Source organism: Magnetospirillum sp., from assembly GCA_027532905.1.
Taxonomy (GTDB): Bacteria; Pseudomonadota; Alphaproteobacteria; order CACIAM-22H2; family CACIAM-22H2; genus Tagaea.
Map to the genome: position 1 here is coordinate 35,367 of JAPZUA010000004.1, position 19,250 is coordinate 54,616.

At 61.0% G+C, this 19,250-nt stretch carries 20 protein-coding genes and 1 tRNA gene; 10 read left to right on the forward strand and 11 right to left on the reverse strand.

The features are described from left to right. From O9320_14020 to O9320_14030, 3 genes are all read left to right on the forward strand, one after another. Positions 1-1,485 (forward strand): tripartite tricarboxylate transporter permease, encoded by a 1,485-nt coding sequence (locus tag O9320_14020; protein MCZ8311964.1) that lies wholly within the window; start codon positions 1-3, stop codon positions 1,483-1,485. A gap of 64 nt (positions 1,486-1,549) precedes the next feature. Then, a tRNA-Ser gene (locus O9320_14025) sits at positions 1,550-1,639 on the forward strand. 93 nt (positions 1,640-1,732) lie between these two features. Next, complete coding sequence (locus O9320_14030) at positions 1,733-3,496, forward strand: site-specific integrase (protein ID MCZ8311965.1); 1,764 nt, start codon at positions 1,733-1,735, stop codon at positions 3,494-3,496. Here the strand turns inward: O9320_14030 and O9320_14035 are convergent. Both O9320_14035 and O9320_14040 read right to left on the reverse strand, forming a co-directional pair. Beyond that, positions 3,493-4,293 (reverse strand): hypothetical protein, encoded by an 801-nt coding sequence (locus O9320_14035; protein ID MCZ8311966.1) that lies wholly within the window; start codon positions 4,291-4,293, stop codon positions 3,493-3,495. The genes O9320_14030 and O9320_14035 overlap by 4 nt on opposite strands. 116 nt (positions 4,294-4,409) lie before the next feature. Beyond that, positions 4,410-5,057, reverse strand: a complete 648-nt coding sequence (locus O9320_14040) for a hypothetical protein (GenBank protein MCZ8311967.1) — start codon at positions 5,055-5,057, stop codon at positions 4,410-4,412. Between the two features lie 516 nt (positions 5,058-5,573). Between O9320_14040 and O9320_14045 the strand changes: the two genes are divergently transcribed. Continuing rightward, positions 5,574-6,470, forward strand: coding sequence for a hypothetical protein (locus O9320_14045; GenBank protein MCZ8311968.1), 897 nt, complete (start codon positions 5,574-5,576; stop codon positions 6,468-6,470). Positions 6,471-6,628: 158 nt separating this feature from the next. Here the strand turns inward: O9320_14045 and O9320_14050 are convergent, their stop codons facing one another. The 5 genes from O9320_14050 to O9320_14070 all read right to left on the reverse strand — a co-directional run bounded on the left by O9320_14050 (position 6,629) and on the right by O9320_14070 (position 10,220). Further along, entirely contained in the window at positions 6,629-7,351 is a 723-nt protein-coding gene (locus O9320_14050) for a hypothetical protein (protein ID MCZ8311969.1), read from the reverse strand. Between the two features lie 106 nt (positions 7,352-7,457). Beyond that, positions 7,458-8,009, reverse strand: coding sequence for a hypothetical protein (locus O9320_14055; protein MCZ8311970.1), 552 nt, complete (start codon positions 8,007-8,009; stop codon positions 7,458-7,460). Between the two features lie 277 nt (positions 8,010-8,286). Further along, complete coding sequence (locus O9320_14060; GenBank protein ID MCZ8311971.1) at positions 8,287-8,832, reverse strand: hypothetical protein; 546 nt, start codon at positions 8,830-8,832, stop codon at positions 8,287-8,289. Next, the gene (locus tag O9320_14065; protein MCZ8311972.1) at positions 8,829-9,158 is read right to left on the reverse strand and encodes a hypothetical protein; all 330 of its coding nucleotides are present in this window, start codon (positions 9,156-9,158) and stop codon (positions 8,829-8,831) included. Before O9320_14065 ends, O9320_14060 begins: the two co-directional genes overlap by 4 nt. A gap of 390 nt (positions 9,159-9,548) precedes the next feature. Beyond that, entirely contained in the window at positions 9,549-10,220 is a 672-nt protein-coding gene (locus O9320_14070) for a recombinase family protein (GenBank protein MCZ8311973.1), read from the reverse strand. Positions 10,221-10,415: 195 nt separating this feature from the next. On the opposite strand from O9320_14070, the gene O9320_14075 reads away from it, so the two are divergent. After that, positions 10,416-10,643 (forward strand): hypothetical protein, encoded by a 228-nt coding sequence (locus O9320_14075; protein MCZ8311974.1) that lies wholly within the window; start codon positions 10,416-10,418, stop codon positions 10,641-10,643. A gap of 237 nt (positions 10,644-10,880) precedes the next feature. On the opposite strand, the gene O9320_14080 is transcribed toward O9320_14075, so the two are convergent. Both O9320_14080 and O9320_14085 read right to left on the reverse strand, forming a co-directional pair. Next, a complete protein-coding gene (locus tag O9320_14080; protein MCZ8311975.1) occupies positions 10,881-11,192 on the reverse strand; it encodes a hypothetical protein in 312 nt (103 codons plus the stop codon). Positions 11,193-11,858: 666 nt separating this feature from the next. Next, positions 11,859-12,215, reverse strand: a complete 357-nt coding sequence (locus O9320_14085; protein ID MCZ8311976.1) for a transposase — start codon at positions 12,213-12,215, stop codon at positions 11,859-11,861. Positions 12,216-12,588: 373 nt separating this feature from the next. Between O9320_14085 and O9320_14090 the strand changes: the two genes are divergently transcribed. Genes O9320_14090 through O9320_14100 form a run of 3 tightly spaced genes read left to right on the forward strand, consistent with a single transcriptional unit; the run spans position 12,589 to position 15,640 of the window. Beyond that, positions 12,589-13,581 (forward strand): tripartite tricarboxylate transporter substrate binding protein, encoded by a 993-nt coding sequence (locus tag O9320_14090; GenBank protein ID MCZ8311977.1) that lies wholly within the window; start codon positions 12,589-12,591, stop codon positions 13,579-13,581. A gap of 28 nt (positions 13,582-13,609) precedes the next feature. Continuing rightward, complete coding sequence (locus O9320_14095; GenBank protein ID MCZ8311978.1) at positions 13,610-14,143, forward strand: tripartite tricarboxylate transporter TctB family protein; 534 nt, start codon at positions 13,610-13,612, stop codon at positions 14,141-14,143. A gap of 3 nt (positions 14,144-14,146) precedes the next feature. Further along, complete coding sequence (locus O9320_14100) at positions 14,147-15,640, forward strand: tripartite tricarboxylate transporter permease (protein MCZ8311979.1); 1,494 nt, start codon at positions 14,147-14,149, stop codon at positions 15,638-15,640. Between the two features lie 351 nt (positions 15,641-15,991). On the opposite strand, the gene O9320_14105 is transcribed toward O9320_14100, so the two are convergent. Next, positions 15,992-16,216, reverse strand: a complete 225-nt coding sequence (locus O9320_14105; GenBank protein MCZ8311980.1) for a type II toxin-antitoxin system PemK/MazF family toxin — start codon at positions 16,214-16,216, stop codon at positions 15,992-15,994. Positions 16,217-16,397: 181 nt separating this feature from the next. Between O9320_14105 and O9320_14110 the strand changes: the two genes are divergently transcribed. Further along, complete coding sequence (locus O9320_14110; protein MCZ8311981.1) at positions 16,398-16,949, forward strand: PAS domain-containing protein; 552 nt, start codon at positions 16,398-16,400, stop codon at positions 16,947-16,949. Between the two features lie 9 nt (positions 16,950-16,958). On the opposite strand, the gene O9320_14115 is transcribed toward O9320_14110, so the two are convergent. Next, entirely contained in the window at positions 16,959-18,362 is a 1,404-nt protein-coding gene (locus tag O9320_14115; GenBank protein MCZ8311982.1) for an NAD(P)/FAD-dependent oxidoreductase, read from the reverse strand. Positions 18,363-18,477: 115 nt separating this feature from the next. On the opposite strand from O9320_14115, the gene O9320_14120 reads away from it, so the two are divergent. Continuing rightward, positions 18,478-19,209, forward strand: coding sequence for a ribonuclease activity regulator RraA (locus tag O9320_14120; GenBank protein ID MCZ8311983.1), 732 nt, complete (start codon positions 18,478-18,480; stop codon positions 19,207-19,209). The last annotated feature ends 41 nt before the right edge of the window (positions 19,210-19,250 follow it).

The window sequence follows — 19,250 nt, forward strand, 5'->3', positions numbered from 1 at the left end:
GTGGAATCTTTCGGCTATCTGATGAACGGTTTTGCGGTCGCCCTCACGCCGACCAATCTGCTCTTGTGCCTCGTGGGCTGCTTCTGGGGCACCATCGTGGGCGTGCTACCGGGCTTGGGGCCGCTCGCGGGCATGGCGCTTCTGCTGCCGCTAACCTTCGGGCTCGATCCTGCGGGTGCGGTCATCATGTTGGCCGGCATCTTCTACGGTGCGATGTATGGCGGCTCGACGACTTCGATTCTGCTGCGCGTCCCCGGCGAAGCAGCCTCGATCGTCACCTGCATCGATGGCCACGAGATGGCGCGCAAAGGCCGGGCCGGCAGTGCGCTCACCATCGCCGCCGTCGGCAGCTTCATCGGCGGCTCGCTATCGATCGTGGGCCTCATGGTCGCAGCCCCCCTGCTCGCGGAAGCAATGCTCAAAGTGGGGCCCGCCGCCGAAGCCGTCTTGATGGCCACGGCCCTGCTCGTCGTCGCGTTTGTATCGACGGGGCCGGCGATCAAAACGCTCGCGATGGTGCTCGCGGGTTTGGCACTCGGCACCATCGGCCTCGACCAGCTCACGGCCAGCCCGCGCTTCATGTTCGGCAGTCTCGAGCTTATCGACGGCATGAGCTTCGTCGCCCTTGCGATCGGCCTGTTCGGCATTTCCGAGCTGCTGCTGTCGCTCGACGAACGGCTCTTGCAGCGCCCGAAAACGCCGACCTTGCGCGAGCTTCTGCCCTCGGCGGCCGAAGCGCGCGAAGCGGCCCCGGCCGTCCTGCGTGGCTCCGGCATCGGGTTCCTGTTCGGCCTCGTCCCCGGCGTCAGCCACATCGTTTCGACCTTCGTGTCCTACGCGGTCGAAAAACGCCTCTCGAAACATCCCGAGCAATTCGGCAAGGGTGCCGTCGCGGGCCTCGCAGGCCCCGAAACGGCCAACAATGCCACCACGGGGGCGGCGATGATCCCGCTTCTGGTGCTTGGGATCCCCGCCATTCCGGCTACCGCGATTCTGCTGTCGGCCATGATGGTGCACAATGTGCAGCCGGGACCGCTGCTGCTCGTCGAGCGGCCCGACGTGTTCTGGGGACTCGTGGCGTCGATGTATATCGGCAACGCTATTCTGCTGCTCTTGAACCTGCCGCTCGTCGGGCTGTTCGTGTCGCTGCTGCGCACGCCGATGGGCTATCTCGCCCCCTTGGTCATGGTCGTATGTATGATCGGCGTGTTCTCGGTGAAGGCGTCGTCCTTCGAACTGACGGTCATGGCTGTCGCCGGTATCGCGGGCTATCTTTTGCGCAAATTCCGCTACGACGTCGCCCCGCTCTTGCTCGCAATGGTGATCGGCGACCGCATGGAAGTGGGCTTCCGGCGCGCTTTGACGATCTCGCAGGGGGACTACGCGATCTTCACGCAAGGGGCCGTCGTGCAGCTGTTTTTGGGCATTCTGGCGCTTGTGGCCTGCCTGCAGATCGGCGCCAAATTGCTGGGATATCGGCGCTGAAAACCGCCCCCGATCCCAGGCTTGGACGAAACCGCGCGTCTTTGCTATAGAACCGCACGCGTGCGGAGGGGTGGCCGAGTGGTTTAAGGCGCTCGCTTGGAAAGCGTGTATGGGGGAAACCCCATCGTGAGTTCGAATCTCATCCCCTCCGCCACCGTCTCACGAAAGCCAGTGATTGAAGGCTTTCGCTGCGTTCTCAAGGCTCTGCGGGTTCCCGTTGGTATACATGGCTGGTATACACGGGGGTATGAAGCAGGTGCCCGGTATCAATTATCTCTGCCGCCGTGGGGCGGTTTACGTCTTCTATCGGCGCGTGCCCAAAGACCTCGTGGGCAAACCGGACATCACACGCCCCGACAAGAAGCCGCTCGGACGTTTCTTCAAGCAGTCCCTCGATACGCCCGTTCTCGAGGAAGCAAAGCCGCGTGTGCGAGCCGAGGCAGACGCGTTTGACCGGCGTATGGACTACCTTCGCAAGGCGCATCACATCAAGCCAGTGGACAAGGTCTCACAGGATCAGGTGAACGCAATCGGTGCGGAGTGGCGGCGGGAAGTCTTGTGGAGCGTAGGGCGTGACCCCTTCTCCATCCGCGATGAAGCCGACCGGGATGCGAGGCCGTCCACACGCGACATCTTCGCCGACAGTTTGAGCGAGGCGGGGAACGAAGGGTTCCGCGCCGTTGCCCCGGAGGTGACGCAGCTTCTTGCCGATAGAGGGCTTTCCCTATCTTGGAAGTCCGACGAATTCCGCCGCCTTTGCGATGCCCTGATATCCGCTAAGCGAGAGGCTCTGACGCTGGTTGATCGCGTGCTTGCGCATGAGTCGCTCGACTTCGACAGGATCATCGAAGCTCCCACCGCCAAAGGCCCGATGTTCTCCGAGGTGTCCTCACGGTGGCTGACAGAAAAGGCGGCACGGCGCTGGGTACCGAAGACTGAACACGAGCATCGCGTCTGGACAAAGCACTTCCAAACCGTGTGCGGTAACCGCCCCATCCCCGCTTACGCGAAAGCCGACGGGCGGGCATTCCGCGACGTGCTCGTCTCGTTGCCGAAGAACTGGACCAAGCACCCTGCACTTCGAGACCGTGGGGTCGCAGAGGCAGCAGAGGAGGCGCGGCGATTGAAGCTCCCGCCGATGAGTGACAAGAACATCAACAAACTTCTTGGCTATGTCAGTTCGTTTTGGTTGTGGGCGCGCAAGCAGTATGACGAGGTTACGGTCAATCCTTTCGAGGGGCTGAAGCTGGAGACGCGCCACGATGCCCGCGCCGAGCGTGACCCGTTCACGACTGCCGAACTGCAAGCGATCTTCAATGCACCACGCTTCACCGGGTGCGAAGGGCCGAACCGCCTCAACGCTCCCGGCACCTATGTTCCCCGCGACAAGGGCGTCTATTGGGTGCCGCTCATTGCGTTGCTCACGGGCGCACGACTGGGTGAGATTGTGCAGTTCCGCACGCGGGATGTTCAGCAGATTGGTGACTATTGGGTCTTCAAAATTCATGCTGACGAAGACGACATGCGACTGAAGACGCCGCAGTCTGCGCGGTTCACCCCGGTCCATCCATTGCTGGTAGAGCTTGGGTTGCTCCAGTTCGTTGAGCAACAGGGCAAGGCGGGACGCGACCGGCTGTTTCCCGAGTTAAAGAAGGGAGAGGACGGTTACTACAGCTCCCCTTTCTCAAAGAGCTTCGCGCGTTGGCTGCGTATCCTTGAGATCAAGCGCAACAAGAACGCTTTCCATTCGTTCCGACACAACTTCGAGGACGCTTGCCGTGCGGCGGATATAAGCGCCAGGTCAAGCGATGCGCTTTTGGGTCACAAGGAGAGTGGGAGCAAGGCGCGCTATGGCGGATCGAGCCCGACGCCTCAGAAGCTCCAGCCACTCGTAGAAGCGATGGCGCGCATTCGGCACGAGGGCTTGCCCCTTGTCCACCTCAAGCACCGGCCACACGGAAAGCCGCTCGGCGAAGGAGCAAATGAAGGCGGCGCGCGGCGGGGTGACTAATTACCCGCCAACGGGCTTGCCTCTGGCGGTGTCATTTGAAACACCATCGCCTTTCCATATAGCGCGATGAGCTTTTCAAAGACACGTTTAGCGTTTTCTTCAAACTGATCTATCGCGATAACATCGCGCTTAATCAGCTCTTGGCAGATTGAGTGGTTACGAACCCAAATGTCCATGAGCGCGTTCATTGCACGGCATCTTTGGAAGTGCAGCTCTGACCCTTCAAGACGCTGAGTTTTGGCCCTCTGTACTGCCTCAACGAGACTCTCTCGACTTTTCTTTATATCGTGGATTAAGGCAATTATGTCCGGAACTTCGGTGGCGATACTCCCCTCCACTCGCTCACTTAGGTCAAACGCGCACGGAAATTGATCGGCTAGCATGTCCCGTAGTCCTGCGTGGTGTCGAGCGTTGGCCAAGTTCTCTGCTAGTGGCACGAACGAAAACTCAAGTATCCAAGGCGGGCTAATGTGCCGCGGTAACGCGCGCCGGAGAAGTTGTCTGACTTTCTCTTCCGTATCTTGCCGATGCCACCAGCGTTGCAGCATGAACGATCCGACGGCAAGTAAGCCCGCCAAGAACGCACCACCGAAGCTTCCCGCCAGCGTGGCCCACGCCTGCACGCTTGCTGCCTTCTCAACGTCGTTGATTTGATCGATCAAGCTTTCGCTGCCAACCCATATGAGGCGGGCAAGTGACATCAGCATCCAAAGTGCCGGAAAAGTGACGGCATACCAGATAGCCCATTTGATCAATTCGCGGGCTGGGGTGGTTTGCCAAAAGGTGGGTTTAGCCATGAAGATAGCCTACCGATCCCGCCCCACTTCGTCCAACTGGGCAAATTTGGGGGCAATGAAAGGTAGTCGTGGACCTTAGCAACGACGAGACCCACACGACAGGCCAATGCTATTGCTCAAGCGTCTAGCCCCCATAGCTCAGGACGCCGGATATTGTCAGTTTCCAAGAAGTGCTCGTAATCAGCAAGCGCCTCTGCCGCGTCTCCTCTCGCTAGATTGATCCTTTGGAGTGCAGCCCGCCATTCGTCGGGTGTTGCTGGGATCAAGTTTCGCTCACCGAGTAGCCCCCTAAGTTCTGGGGACATTTCATGCACCGCCACTGGCAACGACTTCCAAATCCTCACTGCATGATCGTAGACAAGGTATTTGCGCCAGGTCTTCCGGGTCTGTGAGAGCTGTTCATCGCTAAGACCGAGTTGCCTTAGTCGTTCATCAACCTGACCCTTGAAAGCCATTTTGGACTTGTAGCCCATGCCGCCCATGCGCCCTTCCCCAGCTAGGACAGCCAAGATTACCTCTCCAAATGTTGCTGCCAGGCCTCGCAATTGCTCCAGAGTAGCGGTGGCTTGTGCCACTTGGCGTTCGAGACGGGCCTTCAGAGGGCCAATCGTAACCTCGACCAGCTCATCAGCTCTCAGAAGCATGGCGCATGCGAAGCCACCCACGACGACAAACGTGGCCACGGCAGTACCTAGGTAGATAGCTGCGGCTGGGGCGGCCAACAGCAGATAAATGCCGATAAGGATAGTTGCCCATTTCTTCACGCGGCGCTCCTGCCTGTTCCTTCGGTTGTGCTCGGGGGAGCATACCAAACCCGCCGCACATGTTCCGCTCAAATGATGGAAACTCAGGAAGACAAGGGCGTAACGACCTAGGACCGGATAAGCCGCACCCCCTATAGAAAGAGGTATCCCTAGTAGGGGGTGCGGACTATCTCAGTCGTCCCGAATGAGCCGCACAAAGGTGCGGTCCTCGATCTTCCAAGGGGCCGCTTTGGTTGCTCTGTTCCGTGCCCTTGTGAAGGTGTCGCCCCCGACCCCTTCCAGCCCAAGGGCCTTCTTCAGCGCCTTGGCCCACACCTCGTTGACCGACGCCTCAGAAGCTCCAGCCGCTTGTGGAAGTGATGGCGCGCATTGGATACGAAGGCTTATCCCTTGCCCACCTCAAGCACCGGCCGCCCGGAAATCCTTTCGGTGACGCATCGGCGGTCATGCAAATCTTATCGACTTTAGATACTTACTATCTTAAGATTACAATAAATTCTTTACTGCGAGACAAACATGTCGGCACCTATAAGCCTCTACATCGCTCTCGAAACCGGCCGGAAGGCAGACCTTGAGGTCGTTGCGCGGACTTCGCTTGCATTCGCTGCGGCAGTGCGCGCTATCGCTGCCATTCACGACCCGTTTGCCGAGGTGCGTATAGAGCTAGTTAGCGCGCCGGAAGGTAGCATCCGTCTCAACGCTTTGATTGGGTGGCTCAAAGAGAAGACCGGCATTGAAGACGAAGCGACTTTAAAGGTAATCGTGATCTACTTTACTTTGTGGTTTGGCGATCATGTTGGGAGCTGGACGGTCGGCAAAATCATGGACTACCTGACCAATCAGAACGCTCAGCAGACAATTAGCCTTTCTGACACCGATGTTCAGCGTATCGCGGATCGAGTAGCTGCGACGGTTGAGAAACGTGTAGCGGAGCCGCAGGTTCAACAGATTTACAGAGAGCTTGAGCGCGATACTGCGGTTTCTGGCGTTGGGTCTTCTCTTAGTCACAAGCAGAAACCGCTTCATATTGTGCCACGTTCGGAGTTTCAAGAACGTGGGCTCTCGACCGAACTAGTTGACGTGCCGGAGTTCAGTAGGCGCAAGACTATCAGTGACGAGCGAGTTCGTCTTATCAGCCCGGTCTTGCTACAGTCCGAAAGAAAGTGGAAATTCGCAGGGCGGACTGGTGCGTTTAGCGCGCCCGTCCTGGATAAAGAGTTCCTCGATAACTTGGTCCAGGGAAATGTAGGGGCGCCCTTGGCCGGTGGTATCGAGATGGACATTGTTCTTCAGGTCGTCGAGGAATTCAAAGGCGGTGTTTGGACGATTGCAGAGAGGAACGTTCTAAGTGTAAGGCGCATTTATCCACCACCGATGCAGCACTCCTTCTTGCCGATTTCCCCGCCTCGATAGGGGCGCCCGCCCGAGGGGTGACCTCGGACGGGTGTGGTGTTCAGTGTCGAACTGCAAATAATCCAAGTAGACCGGGCCGCTATGGCCCACTTTGTCGCCTCTGCTGTTCAAATTGAACAGCATGGGCAAGACAGTGCATCGCATCAGAGGGTTAGCGCCTAGAAGTCCTCAGGCTCCACCTCAATCCCCGTCCACTCCCCCCTCAGCTCCGCATCGAGCTGCCGCACCTCCTCGAGGATCGCCCGCCGCTCCTCGGGATCGACCACGCCACGCACCGCCTTGCGGGCCGCCTCAAGGTGTCCGCGCGCGTCCTTGGGGAACAACGATGGTGGAACAAAGGGCCTTGGCGGTTCCACCCCAGCGCGGCGCTGCGTCTCGGGGTTCTTCATCTGCTCTGCCACTCTGGGGTAGCCCCGCTTGATCCATGTCCAGATGGTGGTATGTGCGGCGATACCCCCCAGCTCTTCGGCGATCTTGCGGGTGGACTTGGGTTGCCCCATCGCATTCCGATAGCGCTGCTGGCGCATGTAGAGCGCGAAGACCTTGCGCCTCTCGCGCGGCTTCATCGGCAAGCCGTGCTTGAGGTTTGCCGTGGCGGCCGCAAAGCGCGCGTCCTTCTCGCTCATGTCTTCGATGGTTGCTGCGATGAACTCGAGGCCTCGCCCCTCTTCCCGGTCCTTGGTGAGGAAAGCACGCCGTTCCTGTGCTGCAAGACGGTGCCATCCATCGATGAGGAACAAAGCGCCGTTGATGCGAGCGAGGCGCACCGGCGGAAACACTGCACCAACGCGCATGGCGGTGGCGTACTCGTGGACCTTGCCGCCGTCGATCTTCGCGCGCACCTGAAAGCTTGCATCGGCGGTGATAGCGGCAACGGCCACGGGGTGGACCTCAAGTCCCCCCGCAGTCCCCCGTAGTTCTGTCTGGTGTTCCATAGGTGTCGTGGTCCTGTGTCGTGGTTTGGTTGTTGAATGCGCCGCCGCCGCTCTAGTGCAGCTCGGCAAGGGCCGCCCGATAGCGCCCCTCAAGTCTCTCCTCGCGCACCGCCGCTGCCTTCACGGTGGCAACGATGCGCCCTGCGGTGGGGCCGATGGCGTCAAGCGTGCGGCTCGCGAGGAGCATCGCGGCGCGAACGGGAAAGTCGCGATAGACACCCCGCACCCGGTTGGCCTGCCGATCCCAGTAGGTTGCCACGTCAACGCGCCCGAGCTTTCGTAGGCACCGGGCGAGCTGGATGACGAACGCCCCGTCACCTTTGACGCGGTGTCCCTCGGTGTCCCGCAGGAGCACCAGGGCGGCGGCGACCTCGAGCACCGTGTCGAAGGGAGCCGCGTCGGCGATCTTCAGGAGCGCTCGAGCTGCCCTTAGGTCCATCTTATTGAAGGGCCGCCCACTCTCCGCCATCGCGACGGAGGCGCGTGCTTGTTCGCACAGGCGCTCCCACCGCTCCGCCGTGATCTTGATGGCATCGTGGTTTGCCCAGCGTGCGATAACGGCGCGGGCCGCCGCACGATAGGGGCGAAGCTCGAGGCTCGACACGGGTGTCTGCTCGGGGTGGCCGTGCCGCCGCTTGCGGGCGACATGGTTTCGACAAAGGGGACCGATACGGCTACGCGCCGCACGGCACCCCTGAACTGAACAGGTCATGGGTGAGTTCCTTTCGGTGAGGCGGTGGCCGGGAGGTACCCCGGACAGACGCGCTAAATTTTAGGGACGGGAGATTTGGTGACGCGGATCGACGCAATCGCGTTGCGGTGGGCGCTGGCGGAGCAGCCTTGATCGAGCTGCCCCACCCGCCTCCGCCCTCGAGCAGCCTCTAGGTGGACTCCGCCGGGCGACTGCGGGCCGCTTTAAGCTCCGCTTCAAGCTCCGCCACGCGGTGGCGCAGTGCGAGGTTGCCTTCCCGCTGGATTGCCAGCTCGGTCGCGAGGAGACGAAGGCCGTGCCGCAGCTTCTTGCGTGCCCACAACGGGGCAGGCCCGTCCTTCAACGCGTCTAGGCAGTAGTTAAGATCGATCGTGCTGCGTCCCGCCAACTCCTTAAAAACGGCGCTGGCGTGGTTGCGTTCTGCGAATGCCTGCCGTAGCAGCTCGTCAGGGACGAACGTGAACGGCCTCGCCTTCATTGCTTCGTTCGTAGCCCGGAAACTGGCTACCTCGGCCGGGGACCACGCGTGGTCCCGGTTCCAAGTCTCGGCGTCGATGTGGTGTGTCTCGTAGTCGATTGCGCCGTCTTCGCTGATGAACGCTTCATTCCAGACGATCCCGTCGGGGAACTGGGCTGGATCGACAGTGCCTTGCTGGGGCGTGCGCTCACGCTTGTCCAGCATCGCGGCGATGGTGGGCAGAGTGGCCTTGCTCATGTCCGCTGCCCTTCCCGTGCCGCGTCAGTCGCATCCGCCCACGGCGCGCCGCACTCCCCGGCAGACACCTGCGGTGCCCCAGCGGGGGCGCATCGGGCGAACGCGGGCAGTGTCTCGAGGGCCTGCCGCACTGTCGCTGCGTCTCCGACGCTCACGAGCTGCGACATGCGGCGCGTGAGCTGGTCAATGGCGAAGCGGACGAAGACGGACTTGGGCACGGCGGCACCGATGGTGCGCGCGCCGGTGACGGTGAGCCATTCGAGTTGATCGAGGGCGCGGGGATCGAGCGAGAACCCGCGCGCGGTTGCGCTGGTGACGTGGGGCATTGGTTGGCCTTCCAGTTGTGAGGTGTGTGGGGTGTGCAAAAAGAAACGCCCGCCCATCCTCAACGCGTGCGGCACTCCCGAGGGGGCACCGGGACGGCACTGCGGAGGACGGGCGGGCTGGTGGCGGACGGTGGCGGGCATAGGGAGCCACCCAACTTGATCGACCACGACGACGACCAAGAAGGGGGGCTACACCGTCCCGAACGCATCGGCAGAAGAGTAGCCCCTAAGGTGCCCCCTAAGGTTCTACCTAATAGGGCTACACCGGGGGTGGGCTTAAGTGCGGGTTAATTGGCGGTGTTGGCTATAGTGCGGGGCAATTGGCTTGCTCGGCTATAGTGCGTCCAAATTGGGTGCCTAGGCTCAAGTGAGGGTTAATTGGGGCGACGGCTATGCGGCGGCCGTGCTCCGCTCAAGCACCCGCGACACAGAAACCGCCTGCCACTTCCCGCCACGAGGCGACGGGATGCCCCGCGCGTTGAGCTGCTGGGCAATCCCGTTGAGCGATACGAAGCCCGCCGCGCGTATCTCCGCGATGGTCGGGGCGATGGCCTTGGCTTGCGCGCGGGCCTGCTGTTGGCGGGCCTCGGTGCCGAGCGACGGATCGACCTTCACGCCGCGAAACCCACCGAGCTTAACGCCTCGCGCCTTCGCGGCCTGCAATGCCGCCTTGGTGCGCTCCGACACAAGGCCAGCCTCGAGCTGCGCGACGGCCGCCATTTGCTGGATGATGAAGCGGCCCATTGCGCCCTGTACCGAGGGAAGATCGCAGAACACGACCTCCACCCCACTCGCCAGGATCGTCTCGAGGAAGGCCACGTTGCGCGCCAAGCGGTCCACCTTGGCGACCACCAAGGCGGCCTTGTGGAGCTTCGCAAACTCGACGGCCTTGGCCAGCTCCGGCCGGTCGGTGCGCTTGCCACTCTCCACTTCCTTGAATTCCCGAACGGGCGGGAAGTCATTGCCGAGGAAGCGGCGCACGGCCTCGCGTTGGGCCTCGAGGCCAAGGCCCGAACGGCCCTGCTTGTCGGTGGAGACGCGATAGTAGGCGACTGCTCGCATGATTTTACGCTCCTGTCTACGGACGTTGACTGAAACGTAACAGCTATCGACGGCGCATGTCAAGCGGCACGCCCGGCACGTCTCCTCCCTAACAGGAGTAGTTATCCCGCACTGCTTCTACTTCTGCGGTAGCGGCGCTATATGCTCTGTGTTGCGTGGCCGCTGGGGCCGCGCTGCTTCCCCATAGGAGCACCCATGTTGAAGATCAGACGCTTTGAGCTGGACACCCGTGGCCTCGTGTTCATCCGCCTGCCGCACGTTGGCGAGGCGTGCATCGTGCGGGACAAGATCGGTGCGGGCTGGTGGATTGAGCGCGACGACCGTGGTCAAGTCGCGGCTCGCTTGTTCGGGTGCAGCGTGGCGCTATCGCCGTGGCGTGTGGTTACAGGCCAGCGGGCCGGGGCTGCTGCGCACGCTGCGTGAATGCGGGAGAGGGTGGCGCGGTGGCAGCCCCACCCCGCCCCCTCGTCTCGCCTAAGGTACGGCCCGAGGCACCCCCGGAGGGGGGAACGCTTGAACGCGGCGATAAGGATGGGCACTTCCCATGAGCGCGTCAAATATTTGCTGAAGGATCAGACAGGCTCGGCTTGACGACGGGCACGATGGTCGCATGACACGAGAGGAAGGTAACTAGACGAGCGATGCGCCTATGCTTCGCAGTCACCTCTTCCAACTGACATAGGTACTGCCCTTGTGTTGGGCGATATCCAGTTCAAATTTCTCGGGGCATTGTTCGCAGCGGAAGCTAATGCTCAAACCGTGCCGACGTGAGCTGGGATTACCTTTACCGGCCGTAGTCTGTACAGAGGTGATGCTTGCCGCCTCGCGCGTTGTTGGCGTGATTGTCGTAACAGCGACCTTCTCCTCGTCCTCAGATCGGCTGAACACTTTTACATGCTCATGATGAATGCTGATTGACCCACAGTGCGGGCACAACAATTCTTCGTCTGGGCCTACTTTAATACCAATCATTTTATCCTCCTAAGTTTGTGCAACTCACCGAAGAAAACAAGTGTCTAGCGATATAGCTGTTCTGCCCGGCTTGCGTACAGTGGAACAGTTGCTTTTTTAGTCAAATAGATGGCGAAACTGTCTCGCCGCACTTTCATGGTCTATGCTGCGGGTTACAATGGACGACGTGTCTGGTATACACGACAGACCGACGTGCTCGCTAAGGCCTTGAGTTTGCAACATCGACGCGGCGAAGGCGAAAATCTCATCCCCTCCGCCATTCCTTCCCACGAGTACCAACAGTGGGGTTTTGCGGGTGCCGAGAAGCCCGCAAACACGGCGCTTCTCGCCCATTACTACCTTGTTCCAATATTCTCTGAAGCGCTGTTTCTGCCCGAATTTGCGGGCAAGAACCCGCGTTTCTATGTGCGCGATTGTCGCGTGGGATCTTGCCGGAGTAGGAGCTAGCGCCAGAGTTAAACCTGTTCGCCGTCAGGGCCTATAGGACAGATTGAGTAATTTGCGTATCGGAGTGTTTTCGGCTCATCGTCACCGTGAAAGGGATGAGGGTGAGACCGATGAAACAGACCCCGCCGAACGGCACCGCCGAGCATCATGTCCGCGAGATCCGCCGCATCCGCAGCGCCGTTTGAGGATCCCGGACCGATCGGTACCGGTAGGTCGACCTTATTGAGCCGCCGACACGAACGGCCCTCCGCTCACTGACGCCGTAGGCCGCCATGAAATGATCGACGACCTGGCGCTTCGCGGAGGGCCTTGCACCTTTTTTCGAAGGACATCCTGCAGAATAAATTTGTCGAGCGACAGACCCGCGACCAGCCGCTTCAACTTTGTGTTCTCGTCTTCGAGATGCTTCAGACGGCGGACCACCGAGATCCCCATACCCGCAAACTGCTTCTTCCACCGATAGAAGCCTTGCGCGCTCATCTCGAGTCTTCGGCAGGTCTCGCCTACCCGCGTGCCGCTCTTCGCCTGCAGCAAGGCAAACGCGATCTGTTCTTCGCTGATACCTTTTCTAGGCATTCCGCACACTCCTCTTTCCGAGAAGATGGGCCAAATCCTCGCTTAACCTTTGGACCCGAATAAAGGGCCAGGATCACTGAAGGAGGCAGAGCACGGGCGCTGACGGCGTAGATAACTTTTGATTGGGTAGGCACTGCCTCGATCGAATAAAGCTTGATGCTGATTCTTGTAGCCTAAAGCGAATTGGTACGGGCCAAGTTCAATGGTCAATCTGGGAAACACGGGTTCAACGGCGATTTCAGTTTCCGCTTGCCAAATGCAATCGCGTAATATCCGATATCGTTGCAAATGCTGGGCAAAAATCGATACTTTTTTGCACCGGTTAGTATGGGCGACGAAAGAAGCGCTCTCATAAACTCTGGAGGAATCGACCATGTCCATCAATCGGCGTCACGTTCTTTCCGGGATTGCGGCTGCAGGTGCTGCGGCCTCCCTGCCCTTCTCGGCCATTGGGCAAGCAAGATATCCCAATCGTCCCGTCACGTTGGTTTGTCCGTGGGGTGCGGGCGGCGGCACGGATGCAACGGCACGTATTGTTGCTGCGATTCTCGAGAAGGATCTCGGCCAACCGTTCAATGTTGTGAACCGCACTGGCGGCTCCGGGGTTGTGGGTCATTCGGCGATCGCGACGGGGGCGCCCGACGGTTACACGATCGGGATGATCACGGTTGAAATTACCATGATGCACCATCAGGGCCTTACGGATCTCAAGCCCGAAAGCTATACTCCGCTTGCGCTGATGAATGTCGATCCACCGGGCGTGCAGGTGAATGCGGCCTCGCCCTACAAAGACGTTAAGGCGCTTGCCGATGCCATCAAGGCAGCGCCGTCGGGCAGGTTCAAGGCCTCGGGCACCGGCCAAGGCGGCATCTGGCATCTTGCGTTGATCGGCTGGTTGCAGGCGATGGGCCTGAAAGCCGATCACGTGGCCTGGGTACCCTCAAACGGCGCCGCACCAGCCATGCAGGATCTTGCGGCCGGCGGGATCGATATAGTCACCTGCTCAGTGCCGGAAGCCAAGGCGATGATCGATGCTGGCAGGGCCAGAAGCCTCGCTATCATGGCACCACAGCGTAACCCCACGTTCAAGGACGTGCCAACGCTGAACGAAGCGTTGGCGATCAACTACTCCGTGGGCGCATGGCGTGGCATCGCGGCCCCCAAAGGCATCCCTGAGAGTGTCAATGCCACTTTGGTCGCGGCCCTGAAAAAAGCTTACGATTCCAAGGAGTTTCAGGATTTTATGGCCGCACGCGGGTTCGGGACAACTTGGGCCGATCCGGCGGGCTTTGCAAAGTATATGGCAGAAGGCGATAAGGCCATGGGCTCGGCCATGGCCGCCGCTGGGCTCGCCAAAAAAGCCTGAAGGCGCTTCTCGTTGCGGGGCGGGGCCCTTGGCCACGCCCCGCTTTTCCTCGGGCTTGCAGCGGGGCGTTGGCGTGCGCATACATGACCTAGGGCTTGGCCTGTTCTTCATTGCCCTCGCTGTGGCGATGTTCGTCTATGCTGGCACGTTCCCGGCCTTCCCAGGCCAAAAGTACGGCCCCTCGCTGTTTCCCCGTATCCTCGGCATTGGCATCGCAATCTGCGGCGCACTAATTCTGTGGCGCGGCTGGCAGAGTTCCCTTGCCAGCGGCATGCGACGAATCTTCGTCTTTGATCCCGGTTTCAGCCAAGGCGGGCGATTGGTTTCCTTCCTGCTCGTACCGGGCGGCATCGTTTTCTATCTCCTGCTGGCAGAGCGGCTGGGCTTCATTCCGACCGCCTTCATGCTGATGGTCGGCCTTTTCCTTTGGTTCCGCGTGCGGCCCGCTCTTGCGCTTGTGCTTGCAATTGTCATCACCGGCGCAATGCAGTGGTTTTTCGGCTCGATGATGCGCGTGCCGCTGCCACGCGGCCTTTTCATGCAAATCCTTTACGGGGGTTGAGAGATGAGCGAAGCCATCCTCACGGCCTTCGGACTCGTATTCGACCCGTATGTTCTTTTTGTCATACTCGCGTCCGCCGTGTTTGGCCTGTTCGTCGGCGCCATGCCTGGCCTGACGGCGACCATGGCCACGGCTCTCCTTGTGCCGATCACGTTTTTCATGAGCCCCGTACCCGCGCTTGGCGCCATCGTGACGGCGACGGCGATGGCGATTTTCGCGGGCGATATTCCAGCCGCCATGCTCCGGATGCCCGGCACGCCCGCTTCCGCCGCCTATACCGACGAGAGCTACGCGATGGCAAAGAAGGGTCAGCTTGAGCTGAACCTTGGGGCCAACCTGGTTTTTTCGGCGGTGGGCGGCATATTCGGCGTGATGGTGCTGATTATCGCTGCACCTATGCTGGCGGAACTCGCCATTAATTTTTCTACCTTCGAGTATTTCTGGCTTGCCTGTCTTGGCCTTACCTGCGCGATTTTCATCTCATCGGCGGATCCTGTAAAAGGCTTTCTCTCACTCTTCCTCGGCCTTGCCGTAGGCTGCATCGGAATCGACCCTGCTGCGGGCTATCCGCGATTCACGTTCGGCAATATCGACCTGATGTCCGGCATCAATTTTATCCCCACGATGATCGGCATTTTTGCCGTCTCCGAGCTGATGCGCGGCGTGATGAGCATCGAAAAAGTTGGGGAGTTCGCGCAGGACAAAGTCGGCGCGCTGTTCAGGGGGCTTGGCGCTGTCGCGAGGAAATACTGGAAGAACTGCCTGCGCGGTTCCGCCCTCGGGACGCTGATTGGCGCCCTACCAGGCGCGGGCGCGGATATCGCTGCCTGGGTGTCGTACGCCATGGCAAAGCGCTTTTCCAAGGAGCCTGAAAAATTCGGCACCGGCCATATCGAGGGCGTCGTCGAATCCACTTCGTCCAACAATTCGGCGGTCGCAGGCGCTTGGATTCCAGCCCTCGTTTTTGGCATTCCTGGCGATTCGATTACCGCCATCGTCATTGGCGTACTTTATATGAAGGGCATGAACCCAGGCCCGGCCGTATTCCTCGAGAACCCGCAGTTCATCTATGCCGTCTTTATCATCTTCATTCTTGCGAACCTGCTGATGCTGCCCCTTGGCTACGCCGCAATCCGCGGCGCGCGACATCTGCTTGCGGTGCCAAAGAACATCCTGCTGCCCACCATCCTATTGTTCTGCATCGTCGGCTCGTTTGCGATGACGAATAGCCCCTACGGCATCCTGCTGATGCTAATATTTGGCGTGGTCGGCTGGCTGATGGAGGAGAATGGCATTCCCGTCGCGCCGCTCATTCTTGGTCTTGTGCTGGGCGAATTGCTCGAGCAGAGCTTCATGACATCGATGATCAAGTCAGACGGTTCGTTCCTGGTGTTTTTCCAGCGCCCCATCGCTGGCATTCTCGGCGCGGCCACGCTCGCAATTTGGGCGATCATGGTATCGCGCGCCTTGCAGCGTCGGCAGCATGCGCTTGGTTGAGCTTGTTGCGGAATTTCGCAGTACACAAACTGCTCAGTTTGTCCCATAGGCGGTAACGGCAAATACATCGATGATCGGTTCCACTTTTTGCGTAGCTTGGCTCACGGTGGGAATTCCGAAACGCCCGCCGTCCGCAGCAAGTATGAAATCTCGGCGGCTCGTTTTCATGGCGCTACCGTAAACGAGGCAAAGGATTGTCGCCGCGCCCATCCTGGGCGGATCGCATCGTCGCTAAGCTGGGAGCTGCGTTTCCGACATGGGCAAGCGATCGACGAATAGAATGGATCAGCCGGCAAGCCCGAGAAAGACGATCAACGCGCGATTGATGCGCACGACATCGGCGTCGGCAAGCTATCCGATCCGTTCTCCAAGCTTCGTCTTCGGGATGGTGCTCACCTTGTCGACCATAACGCGCGAGAAGGCGCGCACGCCGCTCGCGCCCGTCGGGGCGACATCGAGACGAAACAGCGGCAACTCGGCGGGATCCGTAGTGAACAGACAAATCGTAATCGACTCCAGGATCTCGAACGCCTCGCTGTGGACGATGACCACGGGGCGAGGATTGCCGACTTTCATGACGGCCCGCCGCTGGCGTGCGGATAGCGAAGGTCGATCAGGGTACGGGCTTTCGCATACGGGTGAACGCGCGGACCGGGGCCAGCGCGCCTTGATCTTGATTTCGCGGACGCTGTATAAAAAGTGATCGCGTTCGAAAGCGGCGGATATTCGGTCCGTCCCGGTCGCCCAGGAAACCAAAGTGGTCGCTCCCGTTTCCACCGCGTCGCCAACGCTGCCCGGCCTGATCGACGGCCCGGGCCTTCTCGCGGTCTGCGGCGCGCGGATCGCAGAGTTCTATGAACTGTGGGACGCCAAACGGGTGGGACGCCTGCTGCCGTCGCGGCGCGATTTCGACATTGCCGAATTGAAACCCTGGCTCGGCTGGATCGCGATGTACGACGTCGTGGCGAACGCAGCGCCAGCCGACCACGAATTCAGATACCGGCTCGTGGGCACGAATTTCGTGCGCTACCACAACATCGATCCGACCGGACAACTCGTTTCCGAATCCGGGCTCGCCAGCGACCGCCAAGCGATGCTCGAAAATCTGCGCGACATTTGCGCCGCGCGTTTGCCGCGCTATCGGCGCGACAATCTGCCATGCGTGGATATGCGCACCTACACGCCACCGCGCCTCTATCTGCCGCTCGCCGAGGACGGCGAAACTGTCGATGTGATCCTGCTGCTGGGCGCCGATCCGCTCGACGCAACCGGGCAGATCGCCGAAGCCTCGCGCGCAGGCCCGCTCTAGAGCCAGCTTTCAGCGCGGATCGAACTCGGGCGTCGAATAGTCGAGCAGCACTTGGGCGTGGTGCGCGATGTCGGCGCAAAACAGATCGCGCACGAGGGCGCGCGCCAGATGCGGGGCTGCGAACTTCATGGCGCTGATCGAAGAGCCCGACGGCCCGAAACTGGCGGTCGCACCGAAATTGAAGCAGTGGATGCGATCGAGCCACGGTGCCGCACCCGGCACCTTCTGCGTGAACGCCATACCCGCATCCAGATACGGGTAGCGCGCCAACCGCGGATTGGCGAGTTCGGCGGGCGGCACATAGCAGTCGCCCCAGGTCGCGACATGTTCGGCAATGCCGGCAAGTTCGGGGCGCAGCGCCAGATCGACGTCGAACCCGGTTCCGGCGATCGCAAAATCGGCAACGAAGTCGCCGACAGGCGTTGTCAGCATGGCGCAGCCGTCTTGCGCGCGCGCGGCCCAAACGCCTGCGTTGGTCACCAGCCGGAAATTCGAATGGCTGCGCGCCCGCTCCCAGGTTTCTTTGGGAAAGGCCTCGCGCACGGTCAGCAGATGGTTGGCAAGACGCCAGCGCATCGCATCAGGCAGGCTCGCGAAATTGCCGAGGAAGCCCGGATTGGCGATGATCTTGTAGGGCTGCACGCGCTGCAGTTCGGGTCGGCGGCACAGCACCACCACTTCGGCCGCTCCGTGCTCGAGGGCCGTCGCCGCATTGTCGAAGGCCGAAGCCCCCGCCCCGATCACCGCCACGCGTTTACCGGTGAGCTTTGGAAAATCGATCGCGTCGGCCGCGTGTGCGCGCAAATCCTGCGGCAAGGCTTCGATCTCGGGCGGCATCCACCAGCGGCCGCTCGACTCGATGCCCATCGCGAGCACGAGCTTGCGCGCATAGACGGTCTCGGATCGCCCGTCGCATGTCAGCGCGATGCGCAAAAAGGCGCCATCGGGTGTGGCACCTTCGAAGCGCGTGCGGTTGCGCACCGGCAAAGCCAGAACGCGCGCGAACCAGGCGAGATAGGTCTGCCAGTCGCCCTTGTCAATCTTGCCGAGGGTGGCGAACGCGGCAGCGCCGTGCTGGGCTTCGTACCAAGCCTGGAAGGTCAGGTTCGGCATGCCCATGTCGGGGCCCGTGACTTTTTTGTGCGTGCGCAGCGTCTTCATGCGCGCGAAACGTCGCCAGATGCCCTCTCCGCCCGCTGCGGCTTCATCGACGACCAGAATGTTCGCCACGCGCGCGCGCTTGAGTTCGGCCGCGACCGCAAGCCCGCTTTGCCCGCCGCCCGCGATCACCACGTCGAGAACCGGCGCTTCGCCGTGCCGCCGGGCCGGGACCCAAGCGCCCTCGGGATATCCCACCAGTTCGAGATCGCGCGCGACGGCGGCTTCGAGCATTTCGAGCGAGGCGATCTTCAACTTTTTTTCTCCATCGTCGCAATTGGACTTCGGCACGAGACCGATCAAAGGCTATTGTTTTCGAAGACGGTGTGAAACCGAAATCAGGCTGCTGAGCAGCAATTGCGAGGGTTCCATGGAAAAAGCGTTCGGCGACATTCCGGCGGATCTCAAATCCCGCCTCCTGTCGGCCGCCGTGCCGACGATTTCGGCCGTGCTGTTCAAGAAGGGCTTCAACAGCCGCTTTTTCGCGGGCCTCCAGCCGCTCTCGGAGAAGGCTAGCCGGTTCTGCGGCCCGGCCTGGACCGTGCGCGCCATCCCGGTGCGCGAGGACCTGCGCGCCAAAATCGCGTCGGGCGAATTGCCGAGCCTCAACAGGCTGGCGTTTGACGCGGCACCTGCAGGGTCGGTGCTGGTCTGCAGCACCGGCGGACATCCCGACGTCGCCGTGATGGGCGACATCATGACCACCTCGCTCATGGTCCGCGGTGTGGCCGGTGCGGTCGTCGATACCGGCGTGTCGGATGCCAACCTTATCGCCCAAATGGCCTTCCCACTGGTCTGCACGGGCTCGGCCCCGGTTTCGTCCTTCGCCAAGGTCATGGTGGCCGACCACGGGCTGCCGATCGGCATTGGCGACGTGGCTGTGTTCCCGGGCGACATCATCGTGGGCGATCCCAACGGTGCCGTCTGCATCCCACGCGACATCGCCGACGCCGTCGCGGACGCGGCCGTCGAGCAGGAAGCACTCGAAGCCTTCATCCTCGCGCGCGTGCAGTCGGGCGCGCCGCTGGAGGGGACCTATCCGCCGAACGCCGAAACGCTGGCCGCCTACCGTGCCTGGCGGGCAACGCAGACGGCGCAATAGAAGCCGCCCTTCCCAAGGCGCACGCGGCGCGTTAGCCTTGC

Coding starts and splice junctions, on each gene's coding strand:
- O9320_14030 (MCZ8311965.1), top strand. CDS start 1,733: ATGAAGCAGGTGCCCGGTATCAATTATCTCTGCCGCCGTGGGGCGGTT.
- O9320_14035 (MCZ8311966.1), bottom strand. CDS start 4,293: ATGGCTAAACCCACCTTTTGGCAAACCACCCCAGCCCGCGAATTGATC.
- O9320_14045 (MCZ8311968.1), top strand. CDS start 5,574: ATGTCGGCACCTATAAGCCTCTACATCGCTCTCGAAACCGGCCGGAAG.
- O9320_14060 (MCZ8311971.1), bottom strand. CDS start 8,832: ATGAGCAAGGCCACTCTGCCCACCATCGCCGCGATGCTGGACAAGCGT.
- O9320_14065 (MCZ8311972.1), bottom strand. CDS start 9,158: ATGCCCCACGTCACCAGCGCAACCGCGCGCGGGTTCTCGCTCGATCCC.
- O9320_14070 (MCZ8311973.1), bottom strand. CDS start 10,220: ATGCGAGCAGTCGCCTACTATCGCGTCTCCACCGACAAGCAGGGCCGT.
- O9320_14075 (MCZ8311974.1), top strand. CDS start 10,416: ATGTTGAAGATCAGACGCTTTGAGCTGGACACCCGTGGCCTCGTGTTC.
- O9320_14080 (MCZ8311975.1), bottom strand. CDS start 11,192: ATGATTGGTATTAAAGTAGGCCCAGACGAAGAATTGTTGTGCCCGCAC.
- O9320_14085 (MCZ8311976.1), bottom strand. CDS start 12,215: ATGCCTAGAAAAGGTATCAGCGAAGAACAGATCGCGTTTGCCTTGCTG.
- O9320_14090 (MCZ8311977.1), top strand. CDS start 12,589: ATGTCCATCAATCGGCGTCACGTTCTTTCCGGGATTGCGGCTGCAGGT.
- O9320_14100 (MCZ8311979.1), top strand. CDS start 14,147: ATGAGCGAAGCCATCCTCACGGCCTTCGGACTCGTATTCGACCCGTAT.
- O9320_14105 (MCZ8311980.1), bottom strand. CDS start 16,216: ATGAAAGTCGGCAATCCTCGCCCCGTGGTCATCGTCCACAGCGAGGCG.
- O9320_14120 (MCZ8311983.1), top strand. CDS start 18,478: ATGGAAAAAGCGTTCGGCGACATTCCGGCGGATCTCAAATCCCGCCTC.